Origin of the sequence: Leptospira bourretii (assembly GCF_004770145.1) — a bacterium.
In the GTDB taxonomy this organism is placed as follows: domain Bacteria; phylum Spirochaetota; class Leptospiria; order Leptospirales; family Leptospiraceae; genus Leptospira_A; species Leptospira_A bourretii.
In genome coordinates, this window is sequence record NZ_RQFW01000005.1 from 367,798 (window position 1) to 387,685 (window position 19,888).

Genomic DNA, 19,888 nt, shown 5'->3' on the forward strand with positions numbered 1-19,888 from the left:
GGTTTGCCCAACTATGCTCTTCTCGTCGAATTCGACGGCACTCACTTCTACGGTTGGCAGAAACAAAAAAATTTACCGACAGTCCAAGCTGCCATTGAATCAGCCCTATCCATTATTTTAAATAAAAATCCCGCATCACGTTTGTCAGTTGCCGGTAGAACAGATACCGGTGTTCACGGGCTTGGTATGGTGTGTAATTTTAAAACAGAATTCCCCATTCCCAACTTTCATAAACTACTCGTATCCATCAATGCCCTCACCCCTAAAGCAGTTTCAGTCAAAAATGTAATCGAGGTGCCAGCAGAATTTCATTCTAGGTTCAGTTGCACTGGAAGAGAATACATCTACAAAATTTATTATAGTAAATATGAAAGTAGTTTTGTAGAAGGTAGAGCCTTCTGGGTCAAACACCATGTTGATTGGGATTTGGTAGAAAACCAACTCACAAACCTTGTGGGAGAAAAAGACTTTCGATCCCTAACCAAAGCAAAGTCGATGGCAGGCAAACGGGCTGTCAGAGAAATCTTTGACATTCGTTTGGAACGATTGACACCGGATTGGATCCAAATCAGAATCCGTGCCAACGGATTTATGCACAATATGGTTCGTATTACTGTAGGAACTTTACTAGACATTGGGAAGGGACGTTGGAAATCTAGATCCATCGGCTCTATTTTGGAAGAGAAGAACCGTTCGACGGCAGGAATGACACTCCCGCCGGATGGACTCTATTTCGTCCGTGCATATTACGAAGATTATCCGGAAATTCATGAATTGTATCAAATCGCTCTTCCTTAGCCTAATTCTCGCTCTTACTCTTTTTTCCGGTCTTCTTTCTGCACAAACCCTAGAAGAATACAACAAACGCCGGTATGAAATCGGTGGATGGGTAGGTGCCGCCAATCCAATGCCCGGAACTCCCACAGTTCGTGTGTTAGAGACTACTCTTGGCGGTGGATTTTATGCCCGGATGCCATGGCCTTGGATTTTTTATACAGAAGTGGGTGGATCTTACGCTGTTTTCCTCTCTCGATCCGAAAGAGCTCTGACTGCCATGCCTTTGTATGCTGCTTTGGCATACAAAATTCCCATTGAACTTCCCATTCAATTTTTTATCAAAGGTGGTGGTGGATCTGCTTATGTGGTCGCAAGGCCGGCTGATACGGCCCGTTGGAATCCTTCCGCCTTTGCTGGGTTAGAAGCCAGTTTTATTGCTGGTCGTAGGATTCGAATTGGGGTTCGATTGGATTATCATAAGATTTTTGAGACACAATTGGATGTGCCAAACCAATACCGATATCCACTTTCTAGTCCTTATGACGACCCTCGTTTGCAAAATCCCGCCAATTACACTTTGCAGAACGTGGACTTTTTCTATTTCGGTCTAACGGTAGGAGTGTTATTTTAGTGAAATCGTCATCCCTAAAACTTTTGGCCCTATTCTTCAGTGTTCTTATTTTTATTCATTGTAAAACCAAACTAGACTTAGGTGAAAAATCGAAACTTCCCGTTATTTCAACATTGTTCAATAACAGAATGTTATTACTTCTCAAAGGAACTTACGCCACTGACAATCCCCTTGATTGGAGTGAACTAAATAACGGAACTGGGGATTTGTATTTAGATACCCAAGGAGAGGGATTTGATCCCGTTATGACTTTGGTAAACCAACCAAAAGCCGGAAATGTTCCCATCTTTTTGGATATCGGGGAAGTAAGAATTTCAAGCAAATACTTGAAAGGTCTAAACGAACTCACACAAATTCGAGATACTGTTGATTCCAATAAATTCTGGGACTACATTGCACCTAACAGACAAGTATTTTGTACGGTCACCTATTCTTTTGATAACAATACTTGTACAGAAAGTAACGGAATTCTCAAGGCATCTGATTTTTTTAATGGGATTGGTGCGCAGTTCCCTTCCAACGATCCATCCTCGCAAACGGAAAGTTGGGAATCAGCATTAATAACTGGTCAACCATGGCTTGGACGTCAGTATTATTATGCTGCTATTTATTTCCGATCCCTCGTGACGGGTTATGCACTTGATGCAGGAATCCCGGTGACAGGTCGATTTGATAACAGACCCATTGTCAATGGACTGAACATTGTCCCACGAAACAACTATGTGGCGGGAACCACTTCGGCGGCAAAAAGTAGCATTGTTCCTAAAATGTTTCCTGCTTTGTACACCCAACTCCCCACCCAAGCAGATATGCAAATTCGCGATGGATTTGATCCTTATATCTTAGAAGTAAGAATCAATCTAAAAGAAAATTTGATGTTACACTCTTATCTCACCAGCCGATCTACGGTTGTAACTTATGTGGGTGTGAGTGATATCTTCTTCGACCATAAAGGGGAAGGTGATGCTGGCGGAAATATATTGACAAGAGCTCGAGTCATTTATCCAGAGACTGCATCGAGTCTTACGATTTCCGGTGGTGGGAACTCTCTGTTACATTATTATGGAATCTTTCGCCTACAAGAAACCGAATTCATTAATGTTTTACCTCTAGCGGCAACCCCTGCCAAACAAGGTGCAAAAATAAAATACCTAAATCCAGGTACTTACAAAGCAGTTTGTTTAGGAGATTTAACAAAACAGGACGGTTACCCGGACACTGTAGTACGAGAGACTACATTTAACATTCCAGAGTATCCGTTCAGACAAACATATAACATTGATTTGACATGTCCCTAGTAAAAAAATAGTTTCTATTTTCAATTTTACTTTTTCTCTAACACCGTTTTCGATGAAGTTGGTAAAAGTACCAATGATATGAAAACGATTCTGCTCAAACTACGTTCACTCTTTTCCAAGGATTCCCATCTCCATGGGGAATTGCAGTTTCCAATTCGATACAAACTCCTTCTCATTACCTCGGTTGTTTTGCTTGTCTCAATGTCTGGGATCATCTTTTTGGCATCTTATTTTTTTAGAAAGGATAGTGAGGTTCGGGTAAAAGAAAACAATATCAAAATCAATGAGATCTTATCTCTAAAAGTGAAGTCGGATTTACATTCGATGAAACAAGATATTCATATCACAGCATCTGCCATTCTAAGAAGCCCAGGCTCAGCCAATGTGATCGCCAAAGAATTGTTTGAGGAAGACCAAAATTTTCTATTGATTGGCGCCTATGATGTAAGTTTAAATCCAAAATTCGAAGCACTCAACGATGAGTTTTTACAAAAGTATGATTATCAAAAATCAGAAGTAAAAGGATTACTGAAAAACATCCAACCCAAGTTAAAAAAATCTTTTGGTGGAACAACAGTGATCTGGAATGCAAGTCCACATTTTCGCCATCCTATCCTTTGTTTGAGTTTCCCTCTTTCGGAATCCAAAGACACACATACAATACTTGTTACCTTGGTCAAACTTGATAGTCTACTAGATGCTTTCCAAACCTCAGGCCCTGTAGAAACTTTTTTAGTCAGCGAAGATGGAAGTGTACTTGCCCATCCAGATGCCAAAGTTGTTTTATCGGGAATTAACCTCAATGACCTTCCCATCGTTGAAAGGATGAAAAAATCGACAGTGGACAATGGCCAATTTCGATATGAAGCCAAAGACGGTGTTTCTTACCTTGGATCTTTCAAAAAACTGGGACTCGGTGGTGTTGGAGTCATATCACAAGTTCGTGAAGCAAAAATTTTCGAAGAAGTCAACAATATCCAAAAACGAAATGTTTATATCTTAATTGTTTCACTTGCTCTTTCTTTTATTGTAGTATATGTTTTTGCGAAATCTTTATCAACGCCCATTTTAAAATTGGTAGATGCTTCTGAAGAAATCAGAAGAGGAAATTATCATATTGAACTTCATGCTACCACACATGATGAGATAGGAACCTTAACCAAATCATTTGTGAGCATGGGAAGAGGTTTAGAAGAACGGGAAAAACTTAAAGATTCCTTTGGCCGATTTGTGAACCAAGACATTGCAGAATTAGCAGCCAAAGGACGACTTTCCATCGGGGGCCAAAGAAAATATTGTACAATTTTTTTCTCAGACATTCGAAGTTTTACTGCCATTTCAGAAAAACTGCAACCGGAAGAAGTTGTGGAATTTTTAAATCAATACATGACAGAGATGGTGAAATGCGTACAAGAAACAGGAGGGACGGTAGATAAGTTTATCGGAGACGCCATCATGGCAACTTGGGGAGCCCTTCGTGATTCAAAACAACATGCAAAGTCCTCCATTGAAGCAGCCTTAAGAATGCGAGACAAACTCATCGAGTTCAATAAAGGAAGAGGAACAGTCAAAAAACCCATCATTCAAATTGGATGTGGAATTAATACAGGTTATGTGATTGCAGGACAAATCGGAAGTGCTGATAAAATGGAATACACTGTCATTGGAGACTCGGTAAACCTTGCTTCTCGAGTGGAATCACTCAATAAAGAAACTCATACAGACATCCTAATTACAGAGACTACCTACCAAGAAATTAAATCCGATTACCATGTACTTAGTATGGGCGAAATTGAGTTAAAAGGTAAATCCAAAGCCCAAAAAGTATATGCCGTATTAGGAAGAAAATCAGATCCCGATTACCCAAAAAATTTAAGCGAACTACAAAAGTTAGTTGGAATCACTGTTGCAAAAAAGGGGAAAAAATGAATTTAGACAAAAGAGACCGTCTCGTCTTATTCACCCTTTTAGGTGTTGCTATCCTTTTTTCTATTTTGTTTTATTTGGATTTGAATCGAAAGATTGGAATTGGAGATCGCGAAGTAGTAGGAACCATATTTTTCAAAAACAATATTGTTCAAAGAAAATTTGAAGATGAAGTGATTTGGGAAAAATTAGAAAACAATAGCCCGCTCACAAACAAAGATACAATCCGTTCCGAAGCTTTTTCTGATGCACTCATTCGATTAAAAGATGGAACAGAAATCAACATTGATGAAAACTCAATGTTTAACTTAGATTTGACGGGAGAAGAACCAAATCTTGAGTTTAGCGAAGGTTCGTTAGAAGTTAAAAAAAATGATTCCAAACCCAACCAAATTAAGATCACAAGCGCTGGTAGCGAAATCAATGTGGATTCGGGGAATGTAAAAATAGAAAAAACAAAAGAAAGAGAACTGAGTTTATTTGTTGAAAAAGGGAAAACCACTGTCAAACACCAAGACGGAAAGTCTGTTTCTGTAGAAGAAGGCAAAAAAGCAGAATTTAAAAAAACTGGAATCGAAATTAAAAAAATTCCAGTGGTTTTGATTTCTCCAACTTCTCAAAAATTATTTTATGCAGAGCCAGACGAAGTTTCAGTTCTATTCCAATGGAAAACAGAATCCGGATACGGAGATCCTGTTTTGGAAATCTCAAGATCACCTAACTTTCAAATGACGTTTATCAATGAAAAAGTAGAAGGTAATCAAAGTTCTTTTCGATTAAAAGAAGGCACTTTTTATTGGAGATTAAAAGTTAAAAACAAAGTCGATTCAGGAACAGAATTTAGCGAAACAAGTAAATTCTTTGTAACAAAACTGGAATCCTTCCAGGGAGAATCACCTGAGTCGGGATCCATCATACCTTTTGTGCAAACCTTTCCACTCGTCACTCTTAGTTGGACAAAACTCACAACCGCCAACTCATACCAACTGATTGTATCCAATTCACCTAAACTCACAAACCCAATCAAACAACAGGAAACCACAGCCAATCAAATTTCTTATGATGACTTAAAAGAAGGCACCTATTATTGGAAGGTAATTGCCAAGTCTTCCTTTTCAGATACAAAAGACAGAAGTAGCCAAGTACAATCTTTTGTTATCAGAAAACAAAATACAGTTCCAACACCGAAATGGATGAGGCCTGCAAATGGATCGGAAATTTCATTGGATGAGATCAAACAAAACCAAGCCATTTTGATTTGGGATGGAAATGCAGAATTAAAATCCTATCAGTTAAAAATTGCAAAAGATTCTAAAATGACATCGGTCGTTTTTTCTGAAGAAACAGCTTCCAATTTTCTTGTACCAAACTGGAACAGTTTAGGGAAGGGAACCTTCTTTGCAACAGTCACAGGAAAATCAAAAGAAGGAAAAGAAACTGAAACTTCTGCTCCTCTCAGTTTTACAGTGGTAGACCAAAAGAAAAAAATAGAACCTGAAGAAGAAGTTTCTTCAAACAAACCAGATCAAAAATTAGATCCAAAACTGGAAATGATGTCTCCGAATGGAACGATTGTTCAGATGAAAGGGAAATCTAGTTTAGATTTCCAATGGAAAGTAACAGGTGTTACTGGAGAACGATATGATTTGGTTTTATACCAACATAATGCCGATAAAAAAACTGCAATCTATAAAATAACAACAAAAGATTCCAAACATAGTTTAAAAGATTTAAGTATTCTTGATGAAGGATCTTTTTCATGGGATTTAAGTGTGTATAAAGATGCGACATTGTTATTTTCTAAAAAAGGAAGTTTTATCTTAGCTTTGGATCAATTTAAGTCTTTGAAACCTTCTGATATTGAATTTATTTCTCCCAAACGGTTGTATAAAGAAAAAAGATGAAACTAAACATAAAACATTTTATCATTATCTTTTGGTTTGTATCTTTTTCAGTTGGAGCACAGGAAGGTACTAAACTCATCGCATGGAAACCAATTCCTGAAGCGAATGGTTACCAAATCCAAATCAAAGAAAAAACCGGAAAAGTTGTGATCGATAAAAAAATCGACACACCATTCCACTCCATTGAAGAACTTCCATCAGGTGTTTATCTTGTACGTACCGCACCCTTAAACCTCTTCAAAAAACCAGCAGTTTGGTCGGCATGGAAAGATTTAGAAGTCATAATCTCAGAACCACCAAAAGTTGTCATTGAAGATCAAAAACCCATCATCCTTCCAAAATCAGAATCTAAAGAAGAAAAAACCATTTCAAACATTACGATTGAAGGGGAACATTTTTTAGATGCAACGAAAGTGGATCTGACAAAAAAAGAAGAGTCTCTTCCTATCCTTAGTAAAGAAGTAAAATCACCAGAAAGAATTGATCTGAAAGTTGATACTACGGATGCAAAAACTGGTCCGTATGATTTGACAGTCACCAACCCTTACCAAAAACCAAAAGTAGTTACTAATTTTGTTAAGGTAGAAGATCCAAAACATAATTCAGGAACCGATCCTAACGATGAATCAAAGTCATCTCTTTCTTTAACAACAAAAGACAATTCTGGAATCAAAAAAACAAAAGTATCGGTTCCGAAAGGCAAACCATTTCGAGATTTTACTTATGAAGAGATGTTAGCATTTTTAGAATCTGATGTTGCAATCAATTGTAAAAATACAAAAGTCCCAGCATTGACATTAAGTGAATGCCACAAAACCTATGTTATATTAAACTTTTCTAGCGAAGACAATTTATCCGTATTTGAATTTTATAAATTGATCAGCGAAAATGAATCGGATCGAACAAGCGCATATTTGTACTTTAGCAAAAACTGTTCTCCTAAATTCCGACCCGCTTTCGAACGAATGGAACTACAATGGAAAAATCGAATCAATCTAGATCCGGATGAACGCCAATCATTACTCCAAGAATTGACTAAATTTCGAAGTTGTTCTAGGTAAATTCCTATTCTTTTGCTTGTAAGGAATCGCTTTTTTTAGTCCTATTAGGAGAATGAGATATTCTTTGATAACATCGGTTGGAATCACTTTGGTCGCAATGCAGGCCCTACATTCCGAACCATCCGTTCTGAGCCAAAATGTGAAAGAAGTCACAACAAGAATTCAAGATTTGGCCCTTTATCCTACTCTTTCTAAAAAAAGACTTTATGGTGCTGTTTCCAAAGGTGGCGCCATTCGATTTGATCTAAAGGCTGGAGAATCGTCTCCTCAATCCATTGGCATTGGTGTGGCCACTGATGGAAAATTAAAAGAATGGGTTCTCACTGTATATTCAGGAAATGGACAAAACGAAAACCCAACTATTTTGAGAAAAGAAAAGATCGAAGGCGAAACTCAATGGGTTTTTGAACTATTGGCTCCACCAGAAGAAATTACAGTAGAAATCCAAAATCTAAACTCCGATACTCCCGTCTCAGTAGTAGAAATTGTTCATGGTTATTATTATGGATACTCAGTGGATAAGGAAAATAGTACCAAACCTCAACCACAAAATCCTACAAAACCCAATCCGACAGACCCGGAAAAACTTTCACCCAATGATGTTCAGAATCGAACTGAATTTTACCGTGCACCTTTCACAAAGGACTGAATTAAATTCTTAAAAATAAAATCCGTATACTCATCGTAACAAGTCGGTGACATATGGCCTGCATCACTAAAATTGTTGCAGGTATAATTTGTGTCATCATTCATATTCCAAAACGGAACTCCATTTTGTTTATGGTATTCGATCATTCTTGGATACCAATCATGATACACTGTGTCCTCTTTGCCATTACCTACAGAAACTTTTAGATTGCGAATGTGGTCCATATAAGGCAAAGATAATCGAACCCAAATGACTGCAGAAGGAACTCCTAGTTCTTTTGCTAACTCCAATGATTGGTTTGTAAAATTTAATACCTGATCTGAAAAATGGAATGGTACTAAATAAGAATGAAAATCTCCGATAGCAGATTTTTTTAATAACTCCGGCGGTAACACAGACTGGTGAGTTCCCGGAGTCATCGCCGATCCTTTTCCTTTGTTCAAATTTGCCATCAAACTATTACGCAATTCACGATAGGGATATAAAAATGCTTCTTTGTTTTTAGCCCGAGCTAAGATTACTTCTAATTTAGGTCGGTATTGATAGGCACGGAACATTCGCTTGGCGATAAGAGTCGAAATATCATCTGTCGAAAAAAGAGAAAAATGTTTTAATACAAATGATACATTCAATCCATTTGTCAGAGTTTCATCCACTTTTAATGTGGCAGAAGAATTGTACATTTCAACGGAATGATCGAATAAAAAGAAATCTGGTTTTACATTGTCTTTGTGAAACACTTCCATCCATTGCAATACATAATCAGGTTTTCCGCCAGGGACTGAAAAGTTAAACATGACCCAACCTGGATATTTTTTATGAATGTATTCGTTATCAAATAACAAAGCACGGGAATTTCCAAAGTAAACTAAAACTTTATCTCGGTCTTTGTTTGCTAAATAAACTTTCAAATCCTCATACAACTGATGTTTTTGTATGTAATTTATATCAGAAAGTGACTTTGAAAAATAAGTATGTACGTTTTCGAGAAGTAATAATTTATCTAGACAAAATGTAAGAAATACAACTAAAAAAGGGACAAACAAATATCTGTTACGAATTAAATCCACAATGTCTCCTAAAAACGATAATAGATGAATTCTCCGCCATCTTGGGAGAGAGTAGCTAGGAGAAAAATAGTCACAATGCCAAGCACGGGAACAAGCCATACATCATGTTTGCGGATACGATCCCAAAACTCTGGAACATATTGGATGTGATGAAAAAACAATAAGGCAATGGAAGTATAAAAAATTCTTTCTAGGTTTTCAATATGTTGGAACCGAAAAGAAGAACCATTCCCTAAAAGGGAGGTTGCCGAAACTAACCACTGATTCGAATCACCAACAAACATAACTTCTAAACTATGTGAAAAGTGAGTAAAAATTCCGTGGAAGTGTTCTACCATATTGGTTGCATTGTTCGAACGAAACATAAGTCCTGAAATTGAAAACAAAACAAAAACAATCAATGCTTTGAGGACGATGAGAAGTTTGTTTTTCTCTGGAGTTAGCTTCCAACCAAGATTATCTTCTAAATACCTTTCTCCCGCAAGAATCACACCCCAATAAAAACCCCAACAAATAAATGTATAATCAGCACCGTGCCAAAAACCACCGAGTGTCATAATGATAATTAAGTTTAAATAAGTGCGAAGTTCCCCTTTGCGTGAACCACCGAGTGGAAAATAAATATAATCTCTTAACCAAAAAGAAAGAGTAATGTGCCAACGTTTCCAAAGTTCTCTTCCTGATGTGGAGAAAAAAGGTGCTTTGAAGTTTTCTGGTGTTTCAAAGCCCAAATACAAAGCAACAGACCTTGCCATGTCGGTGAGTCCAGAAAAATCACTGTATACTTGGATCGCATAACAGATACCAGCGATGAACAAAGAAAAAGAGTCATACTCAGCTGGAGAACCAAACACAGGAGAGATGGTGAGTGACATTGGATCTGCCACGAGAACTTTTTTCACAAGTCCAGACATGAGTAAGTAGGAAGCACGATACATCTTTTCTTTACTAGGAGTCAGTTTGTCCAGGTTTGGAAAAAAATCAGACATCCGCATGATAGGCCCGGCGATGAGTACAGGAAAAAATGCAACAAACAGGAAATAATCTTCAACCCGAACCAATGGTTTGGATGAATCGCGGTAAGTGTCTACAGCAGCCGCAATGACTTGAAAGGTATAAAAACTGATCGCTAGTGGCAATGCAATGTGAATGAGATCAGGAACTTGTTTAAAGAACGGATAGTTTGTTAGATCAGCAAGAACCTTACTGAAAAAATAAATATATTTAAAAAAACCTAAGTTGATGAGATTGATTGTAACTGTAAAACCAATCCAGAACTTTGTAGGGCTTTCCTTGATTTTGCGATACAGAAGATAATTGATGCCGATGACGATAAGAAAATGAACCGTCAGCGCGAGTGAAAAGTAGGCATAAAAACCAATCCCAGTGATAAGCAGGAAATACTTTCTTATCTCTTTGGGGATGGCCCAATAGAGCAAATAAACAATGGAAAAAAAGATTAAAAATGGGATTGAGTTGAACAACATATCAAGGAAGGAATTGTCTCTCCCAGTAATCGGTTTCTGAACTTGGTGTCAATCCTTCTTTCAGGTGGTTAAATTCTGTTTCGTCCTCTTCGGTTTCCCTTTTCAGCCATTCTGCATAAAATTCTTCCGAAGTCATTCGTTTGGCCCGAAGCCTTCTTGCAAAACTAATGATCTCTTTATCGGAAGATACCACCAAACATTGTGAAGGTACTGGACATAAGTTCAGATATCCGATGATGAGTTCATCAGCTTTTTTTTCATGACTGTAATGAAGGGAAAAATCCCCCATTTCTTCCGAATAACAATCGGATGTAAAATCCTTCTTTCCGTCAAAAAAGACGAGAACTTTCGTTTGTTTTTTCTCTGAATAGAATCGTTTTAAATGGGCAAGTAACCCATCCCGGGCATCTTGTAAGCGGTATTCCCCCAAACAAAAAGCCAAATCAGGAAATTTATACATCAGATTCATCCCGTCGATCAGGATTCTCTCATTTACGGGCACAACCCTATTGAAACCACTTGCCAGATTCGATTAAACCAAAAAAACGTAAACATGGGGAAAAAAATAATAATCGTCGGTGCCTCGAGTGGGATCGGAAAAGCCATTGCTGAAGCAGAATTGAACGCAGGAAATTCCGTGGTTCTTTTGGCAAGAAGGGAAAAACCCTTAGAGTCCATTGCTAAAAAAGCAAATTCATCCAAAGAAAAAAGGGCCTTCCCTTTGCCATTTGATGTGACAAAATTTTCCACAGCGGAAAAAACATTTGAGAAAGCAGTCTCTCTCCTTGGGGGATTGGACGAAGTGTATTTTGCTTCTGGAGTGATGCCCGAAATTTCTCCTAACGAATACAATACAACCAAAGACCTTAAAATGCTAAATGTAAACATCTTAGGTGCTGTTGCGTTTTTAAATCCGGCTGCTACTTATTTTACCAAACAAAAGTCAGGGAAAATTATCGGAATCTCTTCCATAGCAGGGGAACGTGGCCGAAAAGGAAATCCTGTTTACAATACATCCAAAGCTGCCCTTAACACTTATTTGGAAGCACTTCGCAATCGTTTGTCTGAATCCAATGTCCAAGTAACAACGATTAAACCAGGCTTCGTCATTACAGAAATGACAAAGGGACTCAAACTCCCAGAAAAAGGATTACTAAAGGCTATCACCGCAGAAGAAGCCGCAGTTAGAATTCGTAAAATTGTTGCGGAAGGAAAAGATGAAGCATTTGTTCCAGGGATCTGGGCACTAGTAGGGCTTATCATTCGTAACATTCCCAATTTCATTTTTAAAAAACTGAGTATATAACATGGTCGCAAAAAAAACAAAATCCATTCCTGAGATAAATGTTCCTAAAAAGGAAAAAGTGGAAGCATGGGGTATGAGTTCTTTTTCTTTATCTCCTGTATTTCGTCCGGAAACGGAAGAAGAAATCAAAGAACTTTTCGTTTGGGCCAACCAAACAGGCACCAAAGTTGCGTTACGTGGTGGTGGATGTAGTTATGGTGATGCATCAACTAACACGGACGGAGTTGTTTTAGATCTAACTCATTTTAATAAAGTTTTGGATTTTAACCTGAAAACAGGTGTGATGACAGTTCAATCAGGAGCAAGGATCAAAGACCTTTGGGAAACGGGAATCGAAAATGGATTTTGGCCACCCGTTGTTTCGGGAACTATGATGCCAACACTTGGTGGTGCTCTTTCCATGAACATACATGGAAAAAACAACTTCAAAGTAGGAACGATTGGTGAACATATCAAAGAGTTTACCTTTCTTACTGCCAAGGGAGATATTTTAGTTTGTTCTCCTAAAAAAAATACAGATCTGTTTTATTCTGCAATTTCCGGCTTCGGGATGTTAGGTTGTTTTTTGACAGTCCAAATCAAAATGAAACCGATCTATGCTGGAAAAATGAAAATTGATCCAGTCTATGTCAGAAACTTTGATGAATTATTTGCTTATTTTGAAGAACATTACAAAACTTCTGATTATTTAGTTGGTTGGATTGATGCATTTGCTTCGGGAAAATCTTTGGGTCGAGGGCAAATTCATAAAGCCACTAACCTAAAAGAAGGTGAAGACCCTGATTTTCCTGGTAACTGTTTACTTGAAAGACAACACCTCCCTTCTCGCCTCTTCTATGTCATCCCGAAAAAGTGGATGTGGATCCTGATGCGTCCTTTTAGTTTTCATTTGGGCATGAGGCTGATCAATTTGGCAAAATGTATTGCGAGCATTCTTGTAAACAATAAAGCCTATTACCAAGGCCATGCAGAATATGCATTCCTTTTGGACTATGTTCCCAATTGGAAGTTTGTTTACAAACCAGGTGCAATGATCCAATACCAAGTGTTCATCCCAAAAGAAAACGCCAAACAAGCGTTTCGTGAGATTTTTACCATTTGCCAAGAACGTGGAATTGTAAACTACCTTTCTGTTTTCAAAAAACACAAACCAGATCCGTTTTTACTGACTCATGCTGTGGATGGATTTTCTATGGCTATGGATTTTCCAGTTACCAAAGGAAACAAAGAAAAACTTTGGGCACTTTGTAAAGAGATGGATGAAATTGTTTTAAAACACAAAGGAAGATTTTATTTTGCAAAAGACTCTACACTTCGCAAAAGAGTGATGGAATCCTATTTCCCTAAAGACAATCTAAAACGTTTCTATTCCCTAAAGAAAAAATATGATCCAAAGGGAATTTTACAAACAGATCTTTACAAACGAGTGTTTTTAACAGAAAATTAAATATTCATTCGTCGATATAAAAAATAGGCTGCTGAAGTAAAAATCACTGGTGTCATCCACATTCCAATCCAAATGGGAAGGGCACCATTTTCTGCTAAAGTTTTGGCAGTCGAATTCAAAATATAATACAACAATACAACTGCAATCGTAAGACCAAGACTGGCAACACCCGCAGAACGTTTGGTAATGGCACCAGCAAGTGCTCCGAGTGTGACAACCACAAATGACATGAGTGGCATAGCAAAGGCCATATGTTGTTGGACGATCACATTACGAAAAGGAATCCCTTTAGTGATCCTTGATTCAATTTCATCTGCTAATTCAAAAAAATTCATCTCTTCTGGGTTTCGAATGGGTTTGGAAAAATAAGCTAAGTCCTCTGGAAAGTCGTAAGTTTTTTCAGCGTATTTTGTTCTAGAAACAAGTTCTAAGTTTTCATTGAAACGAACTTCTTCTGCATCATACAAAACCCAACTATGAGGAGATGGAATGAATTTTGCTTTTTGTGAAGATACTGTGTATGTGGGATGTCCATCGGGAGTGATTTCAATATAATTGAATCCACCTTTGACAGTATTATCTTTTTCATCGATCCAATAGACGTAATAGAATCCTTTTTTACCTTTGATATGCAATTGGTAGACAAAATCAATCAACCGATTGGAACCCTTTGCCATAATGCTATATTCAATTTGGGCTCTTTTGTTCGCGGGGATCACCACGGTTTGTCCGAACAATGTCATAATGAGCCACATGGAAATCCCAAAAAATAAAATGGGTGTGATGATACGAATAAATGAAACTCCTGCCACCATCATGGCAACAAGCTCTTTGTTTACACTAAACTGACCGATCACAAAACAAACCGAAAACATCAAAGCAGGTGCAACTACTTGATCCACCATGGATGGCAAGGAATACAAAACATGCAAATATACATGCACTTGGTTTACCTTGGAAGAAACTAAATACTTCATCACATCTGTGAATTTATAAATCACAATCATAGATGTTAACATGATGAGAGTACCAATAAAGGTTTTGAAAAAATCTAAAAATAAATAACGGTCTAATGTTCGAAAAGGGATAAATTCTCTTTTGAACCAGAAAAATGGAGTTAACAACAAATTCATAAAATTTCCAAAAGTAACATACTCATATCGTCGGAAATTCGTTTTGCCGAAAATGACATAGAGTCCTCATATAGAGCATTCAAAAATTCTTCACCTTTTTTGTCAGAATGATTTTTTATGGATGTAAACAAATGTTCGTCTCCATAAATCTCTCCGGCCTCATCAAAAACTTCTAAAATTCCGTCGGAATAGAGTAAAATACGGTCTCCCGAATTTGGTGTGATCGTAAAATCTTTTAAATTAGGTTTTAAAAAGGAAACAATCAAAGTTCCCATTCCTTCCATAAATTTTGGACCTGTTTCCTTTTCGATTCGGATGAGAGGTGGATGGCCCGCAATGGAATACTGAATTTCTTTTGTATTTGTATCAACAAAGAGCACACAAGCACTGATATGATTATTAGGGACTAACTCTTGCAAGTCGCTATGAATTGATCTCAAACAAACTGATGGTTCATTTTGATTCCCGTGAATTTTAAAAGCAAGGACTGCCATCGCAGATACCATTGCCGAAGCAATTCCATGCCCAGACACATCAGCAAAAAAAAGTGCCAATTTGCCATCTTCTCTTTGCAAATAACTAATGGCATCCCCACCCACTTGGTCAAAAGACCTAAAAAAAGAATGGAGGCGAATTCCTTTTGTTTTAGGCCACTCGGTAGTGACTAAATTGGATTGAGTTTCATTTGCCAATTCCAGTTCGTTTAACATACGATCCTGAAATCCTTTGAGTTTGGATTCCGAAATTCTTAGTTTTTCAACAGAACTAAGTCGAATGTTCAGCGTGAGATAGGATACAAGAGCCGGTGTGATGATAGACGAAAGGTAAAGAGGTAAATCCACTTGTGGTTCTTTTGTATAAATTCCAATGACAATCCCTGCAGAAGTGACTGTCCCCAAATAAGAAACAAGGGAGCGGCGATCAACAAAACTCACTCCAATACAAGATAAAACCAAAATCATTCCGACCAGATAACCAATGTAAAGCGAATTCCAATACAAAAGAACGAGGGAGTGAGTACTCATTGTATAAAAGAAAAAAAGCATAATGGGTTGGATTTGGTTCCGCACCCTATCAGAAAAGTAAGTGGCAATGTAAAAACTTAAAGTTACCGAAGCATGTAAAACACGAATCCATTTAGGATCATACAATCCTAATTCGTCAATGGGTGCAAAAATTCCAAAACCGATAAAAGTAAAAAAAACCACGAGGCAAATTCGTGAAATTTTCATCACCTCATCATCAAGTTTAAATCGCTCTTGGAAGGATTGTTTTATCATACCAAATGATTGGATCCAAATTTTGTTTTAAAATGTTCAGGAAGGGCCGAAGGTTTTTGTAATTCGAAATCAAACCAAACAAAGGCAGCATTTCCTGTTAATACACATTCTTCGTTTTCATTCCACATAGAACAAATCACAGTAAATGCTCTGGAAGAAATGGAATCCACTTCCAAAGTGATTTCTAAAGTAGCAGGAAATACAACTTGTTTGCGGTAGTCCATGTCAAGATGTGTTAACACAGGTCCGGCTTTTACAGGTTTTAGTGGAGAGTCCCACAATCCTTCTTTTGTAAAATAATCCGCCCTTGCAGATTCAAAATATCTAACGTACGTTACATTGTTTACGTGACCGAAGGCATCCATTTCACCCCAAACAACTTGTTGGGTGAATTTATGTTTATATTTGATTGGTTTAGACATGTGTTGTTACCGAACTTCAAATAAAGAAAGAGATAAAACTTTACCATCCCTATCCTTTACTTGCAAACGATATTCTCCCTTCTTTGGTTCCCAGAGGTATGGACCTCCAACAGACCCAATCTTTTCATCGTTTAAATAATAAGAATAGGAAACATCGTAAGAACTGAAAGTAAAGAGGATTTTTTGGCGCCCCAAAGGAATGTCTGGATCCAATGCAAAGATACTTCCATTCACAGGAGTCAGGATTCTTGTCGCTTTGGTCCTCTCTATCCTACTCTCTTTAGACAAGGACGAATCAGAAATTGAATCTGATGAAATTTCCTCTTTCGGTTTTTTTAATTGGGAACCAAGCGACTCATGGAATAAATCCATTGTCTCTCGCCACACAGGAGCCGCACCAGTGATCCCCGAAACATCTAACATAGGACTTCCTGTTGGATTACCTACCCAAACTCCTACTGTATAAACTTCTGAATAACCGATGCACCAATTGTCTCTCATATCTTGACTGGTTCCGGTTTTGACAGAAGTATAATAAGCAGTGGATAAAAAATTATCCCAACCGAATCCGAGTGACCTTGCTTCCCTATCCGCAAGGATTTCCGATACCAGATAACTTGTTTTAGGTGAAAATACTCGTCTAGAATTTGATGGAACATCGGAATGTTCAAATTTTAATTCAGAATACATTCCATCGTTGGCCAAAGTTCTGTAGGCGTTGGTTAATTCCAAAAGTGTAATGTCAGCTGTCCCAAGTGCCAAAGAGGGCCCATAAAATTCAGGATACCGAAGCCCGGTGATTCCCAATCGTTCCAAAACCAAAATGAACTCGTTAATATCGAGAAATGACAATGCACGGATGGCAGGAATATTTAAGGAAGAACCAAGGCTTTCTCGAACAGTCACATTGCCCTTATAAGATTTATCATAATTTAACGGGCGATAAATTCCTTGGTAAACGGGAATACCCACTGGAGAATCAGAAAGGATGGAATCGGGTGTCAGTTTATTTTCTTCAAAGTTTTCTGCGTAAACAAAAGGTTTTAAGGTAGATCCCACTTGTCTTTTGCTCCGAATGAGATCCAATTTGGATACAGAACTTTCTTCACCAATATTAGGAACATAAACCAAAACTTGGCCTGTGCGATTCTCGATAACAATCACTGCCCCATCTTTTACATTTTTATTTGCCAGGGTTTTGACATTACGTTTTAAAATCTCTTCTACTTTTCTTTGAAAGTTTAAAGATAAGGAAGACACAAACTCCGAATTATTTTTTTCCTCAATTTTGTTTTGTTTCGCAGATGAAAAATCCAAAATTGTTTTTGTATAAAGAGGAACAAAGGATGGGTATTGGGGATAATCCAAATTTCGAAACAAACTTTCCCTCACTAGTCGAGAAATTGATTCACAATCATCAATGCCATCTCTTTCTTTTTTTAACAAACAAACTCGTTTGATGACTTTTTCAATGGGACTTTGAGGGGACCGAATGAGGGCAGAAAGAACATAGGTTTCGTTAGGTGTTAAAGACTCAGGGGATTTTCGAAATAACCCCTTACTTGCGGAACTGATTCCTTTTAATTCCCCTCTGAAATAAATCAAATTGATATAAGCAGTAAAAATTTCTTCTTTAGACCAAGTTTCCTCTAATTCCACAGCTCTTTGGATTTGTTTTAATTTTTGAAAGATTGTTTTTCGTTTGGATGAAGAAGATTTTAACTCAGGATCTAAAAGAGAAACTAGTTGCATAGTGATTGTGGATCCACCGCGTAACGATGGTCCTGTGAGGTTTCCCCAAAAAGAAGAAATCAGTGCATTCGAATCAATGCCTTTATGTTCAAAGAAACGTTTGTCTTCTGCATGAACCACAGAGTCGATGAGAAACTTGGGAAGTCTCTCATATTCGATCCATTCTTCCGATCGGAAATCATTTCGGGTTCGGTATCTTTGGATGAGTTCCCCACTCCTATCAAACACTTGTATATCGGAAGGGATGAATTCTGATTTGACTTCTTTATATGTTGGTAAAGACCAAAGAGTAGAACTACAAAAAAGAAATCCTATGATGAAAAAAAAAGAAACGAGTGTGTTCCGTGTGAATCCGAAAAAAAAATTCTTTTTATTACGGATCGGAAGTCTCGGCATTTTCATAACCTGTTTCAATGATCAAATGACTTCCATACTCTCTCACTTTATGTGGGAGATCCGCCCAAATTTTTGTTGTAGGTTGGTGTTCTGGGATTTGGCATAAAATTAAAAAAGGTTTTTTTAAAGTGACACAAAAGGTATATAAACCTTCCAACATCTCTTTCATTCTTGCGGGAGTTTCCGACCAATACGTGTAAGGTGGATCCAAATAGAAAATATAAGCAGACTCGTCTCCCAACTCCCACTTTAATGCATGTTTGGTTGCATCTTTTCGAAACAATTGCACTTGGGTTAGTCCTCGAAAAAGAGAATGGAGTTGCCTAAACCGAGTTTGGTCTAATTCATAAGTTAGGAGTCTATGAACGGAAAGGCTATAGGCTTCCGCAGAAATTTGTCCACTACCAGCAAAGTAATCACAGAACAAAACAGAATCAAAACTAAGGCCCCAGGAAAGTAGGCGCGAGTCCATAAGAGAAAAAATTGCTTTTTTGACGAGGCTATTGGTAAAATTCAAATGACCCGATACATCGGCTGGTGCTGGAATTTCTTTTCCCTTCCACTTTCCTTGTGATACACGCAGGCCTTTCATTCATTTACCCAAGGATTTGATTTCTTCTAGTTGCGATAACACGTGTTTGGAGGGCGAATTCGACTCAATTTCAGAAAAAACTTTTTTGGCTTCTGATTCATTTTTTAGATCCATAAGACCGAGTCCGTACAAAAGAAGGGCATCATTGTATTTGGGACTTTGTTTTCCCGACTTTTGGAATTCTTTTCCCCACTCAACGAGTAAATCCGATTCACCAAAAACAAGTGCCCTTTCCATAAACAAATAAATTGCGTTCCAGTAGTGTGTCGACGATCGGAAATTAGGTGGAGCATCTTTCACCACCTTCGTTTTCAATTGGGCCCAATTCTCTTCTGTGGAAACATAGAGGAAAAAAATCCGGGGATCCTTCTCTCCCTCAGGTCCATTTAAGTATTGTAAGGACTGTTTGGAGACAGTGGCGTAATTTCCTTTTTTAAATTCTGTATAGAGGGTTGCAAAACCAGAGGCTTCGCTCCAAAGGAGCGAAGGTAGAATCAAAAAACCAAAAATATACTGAAAATAAGACAAATTACAGTTCGGTGATATTCGAAGATCCGCACATAGGGCAGATCAATTCCCAAGAATCGAGGTATTCGTCCTCCCCCTCGGCTTCCCAACGGTGGTCACAATCCTCACAAGCATACGTTACGACGTCTTCGTTGAGGCTATCCGCATCGAATTCGTCATCATCTAAAAAGTCATCTTCCATACCCTTCCCACTAAATCACAAAGAAAAAGCCGTGTCAAGTGGGCAGGG

The 19,888-nt window shown here is 37.9% G+C and carries 19 protein-coding genes; 9 read left to right on the forward strand and 10 right to left on the reverse strand.

All coding sequences use genetic code 11. The annotated features are described in order from the left end of the window. The first annotated feature begins 3 nt into the window (after nucleotides 1-3). The 7 genes from truA (at nucleotide 4) to EHQ47_RS03345 (ending at nucleotide 8,246) form a co-directional block, all read left to right on the forward strand. Entirely contained in the window at nucleotides 4-798 is a 795-nt protein-coding gene (gene truA / locus EHQ47_RS03315; RefSeq protein ID WP_135629610.1) for a tRNA pseudouridine(38-40) synthase TruA, read from the forward strand. After that, nucleotides 770-1,408 carry a hypothetical protein gene (locus EHQ47_RS03320; RefSeq protein ID WP_135747373.1) on the forward strand — a complete coding sequence of 213 codons (639 nt, stop codon included), beginning with the start codon at nucleotides 770-772 and terminating at the stop codon, nucleotides 1,406-1,408. The genes truA and EHQ47_RS03320 overlap by 29 nt, the downstream gene beginning before the upstream one ends. Continuing rightward, nucleotides 1,408-2,706 carry an LIC11270 family surface protein gene (locus EHQ47_RS03325; protein WP_135747372.1) on the forward strand — a complete coding sequence of 433 codons (1,299 nt, stop codon included), beginning with the start codon at nucleotides 1,408-1,410 and terminating at the stop codon, nucleotides 2,704-2,706. The genes EHQ47_RS03320 and EHQ47_RS03325 overlap by 1 nt, the downstream gene beginning before the upstream one ends. A gap of 78 nt (nucleotides 2,707-2,784) precedes the next feature. Further along, the gene (locus tag EHQ47_RS03330; RefSeq protein WP_135747371.1) at nucleotides 2,785-4,635 is read left to right on the forward strand and encodes an adenylate/guanylate cyclase domain-containing protein; all 1,851 of its coding nucleotides are present in this window, start codon (nucleotides 2,785-2,787) and stop codon (nucleotides 4,633-4,635) included. After that, nucleotides 4,632-6,536, forward strand: coding sequence for a FecR domain-containing protein (locus EHQ47_RS03335; RefSeq protein ID WP_135747370.1), 1,905 nt, complete (start codon nucleotides 4,632-4,634; stop codon nucleotides 6,534-6,536). The genes EHQ47_RS03330 and EHQ47_RS03335 overlap by 4 nt, the downstream gene beginning before the upstream one ends. After that, a complete protein-coding gene (locus EHQ47_RS03340; RefSeq protein ID WP_135776552.1) occupies nucleotides 6,533-7,597 on the forward strand; it encodes a hypothetical protein in 1,065 nt (354 codons plus the stop codon). Before EHQ47_RS03335 ends, EHQ47_RS03340 begins: the two co-directional genes overlap by 4 nt. 52 nt (nucleotides 7,598-7,649) lie before the next feature. Next, nucleotides 7,650-8,246, forward strand: a complete 597-nt coding sequence (locus EHQ47_RS03345) for a hypothetical protein (RefSeq protein WP_244290197.1) — start codon at nucleotides 7,650-7,652, stop codon at nucleotides 8,244-8,246. Here the strand turns inward: EHQ47_RS03345 and EHQ47_RS03350 are convergent. Genes EHQ47_RS03350 through EHQ47_RS03360 form a run of 3 tightly spaced genes read right to left on the reverse strand, consistent with a single transcriptional unit; the run spans nucleotide 8,219 to nucleotide 11,305 of the window. Continuing rightward, entirely contained in the window at nucleotides 8,219-9,316 is a 1,098-nt protein-coding gene (locus tag EHQ47_RS03350) for a DUF1574 domain-containing protein (protein ID WP_135696708.1), read from the reverse strand. The genes EHQ47_RS03345 and EHQ47_RS03350 overlap by 28 nt on opposite strands. Before the next feature lie 8 nt (nucleotides 9,317-9,324). Then, on the reverse strand, nucleotides 9,325-10,803 hold the full coding sequence (locus tag EHQ47_RS03355) for an MBOAT family O-acyltransferase (protein WP_135747368.1): 1,479 nt from the start codon (nucleotides 10,801-10,803) through the stop codon (nucleotides 9,325-9,327). Between the two features lies 1 nt (nucleotide 10,804). After that, nucleotides 10,805-11,305 (reverse strand): NYN domain-containing protein, encoded by a 501-nt coding sequence (locus tag EHQ47_RS03360; protein WP_277355107.1) that lies wholly within the window; start codon nucleotides 11,303-11,305, stop codon nucleotides 10,805-10,807. A 51-nt stretch (nucleotides 11,306-11,356) separates the two neighbouring features. Here EHQ47_RS03360 and EHQ47_RS03365 point away from each other — a divergent pair, with 51 nt between their 5' ends. Then, the gene (locus EHQ47_RS03365; protein WP_135747367.1) at nucleotides 11,357-12,109 is read left to right on the forward strand and encodes an SDR family NAD(P)-dependent oxidoreductase; all 753 of its coding nucleotides are present in this window, start codon (nucleotides 11,357-11,359) and stop codon (nucleotides 12,107-12,109) included. Between the two features lies 1 nt (nucleotide 12,110). After that, nucleotides 12,111-13,556, forward strand: coding sequence for an FAD-binding oxidoreductase (locus EHQ47_RS03370; protein WP_135747366.1), 1,446 nt, complete (start codon nucleotides 12,111-12,113; stop codon nucleotides 13,554-13,556). Here the strand turns inward: EHQ47_RS03370 and EHQ47_RS03375 are convergent. Genes EHQ47_RS03375 through EHQ47_RS03405 form a run of 7 tightly spaced genes read right to left on the reverse strand, consistent with a single transcriptional unit; the run spans nucleotide 13,553 to nucleotide 19,840 of the window. Further along, a complete protein-coding gene (locus EHQ47_RS03375) occupies nucleotides 13,553-14,689 on the reverse strand; it encodes an LptF/LptG family permease (RefSeq protein ID WP_135747365.1) in 1,137 nt (378 codons plus the stop codon). The genes EHQ47_RS03370 and EHQ47_RS03375 overlap by 4 nt on opposite strands. Beyond that, on the reverse strand, nucleotides 14,686-15,969 hold the full coding sequence (locus EHQ47_RS03380; RefSeq protein WP_135776553.1) for a PP2C family protein-serine/threonine phosphatase: 1,284 nt from the start codon (nucleotides 15,967-15,969) through the stop codon (nucleotides 14,686-14,688). Before EHQ47_RS03380 ends, EHQ47_RS03375 begins: the two co-directional genes overlap by 4 nt. Beyond that, complete coding sequence (locus EHQ47_RS03385) at nucleotides 15,966-16,391, reverse strand: acyl-CoA thioesterase (protein WP_135747363.1); 426 nt, start codon at nucleotides 16,389-16,391, stop codon at nucleotides 15,966-15,968. The genes EHQ47_RS03380 and EHQ47_RS03385 overlap by 4 nt, the downstream gene beginning before the upstream one ends. Nucleotides 16,392-16,397: 6 nt before the next feature. Further along, complete coding sequence (gene pbpC / locus EHQ47_RS03390; RefSeq protein ID WP_135776677.1) at nucleotides 16,398-18,539, reverse strand: penicillin-binding protein 1C; 2,142 nt, start codon at nucleotides 18,537-18,539, stop codon at nucleotides 16,398-16,400. Beyond that, complete coding sequence (locus EHQ47_RS03395) at nucleotides 18,517-19,131, reverse strand: RsmD family RNA methyltransferase (protein ID WP_135747362.1); 615 nt, start codon at nucleotides 19,129-19,131, stop codon at nucleotides 18,517-18,519. The genes pbpC and EHQ47_RS03395 overlap by 23 nt, the downstream gene beginning before the upstream one ends. Next, on the reverse strand, nucleotides 19,132-19,659 hold the full coding sequence (locus EHQ47_RS03400; protein WP_135747361.1) for a hypothetical protein: 528 nt from the start codon (nucleotides 19,657-19,659) through the stop codon (nucleotides 19,132-19,134). It abuts the gene before it with no gap. A 1-nt stretch (nucleotide 19,660) separates the two neighbouring features. After that, entirely contained in the window at nucleotides 19,661-19,840 is a 180-nt protein-coding gene (locus EHQ47_RS03405) for a hypothetical protein (RefSeq protein ID WP_004787310.1), read from the reverse strand. Nucleotides 19,841-19,888: the final 48 nt, after the last annotated feature.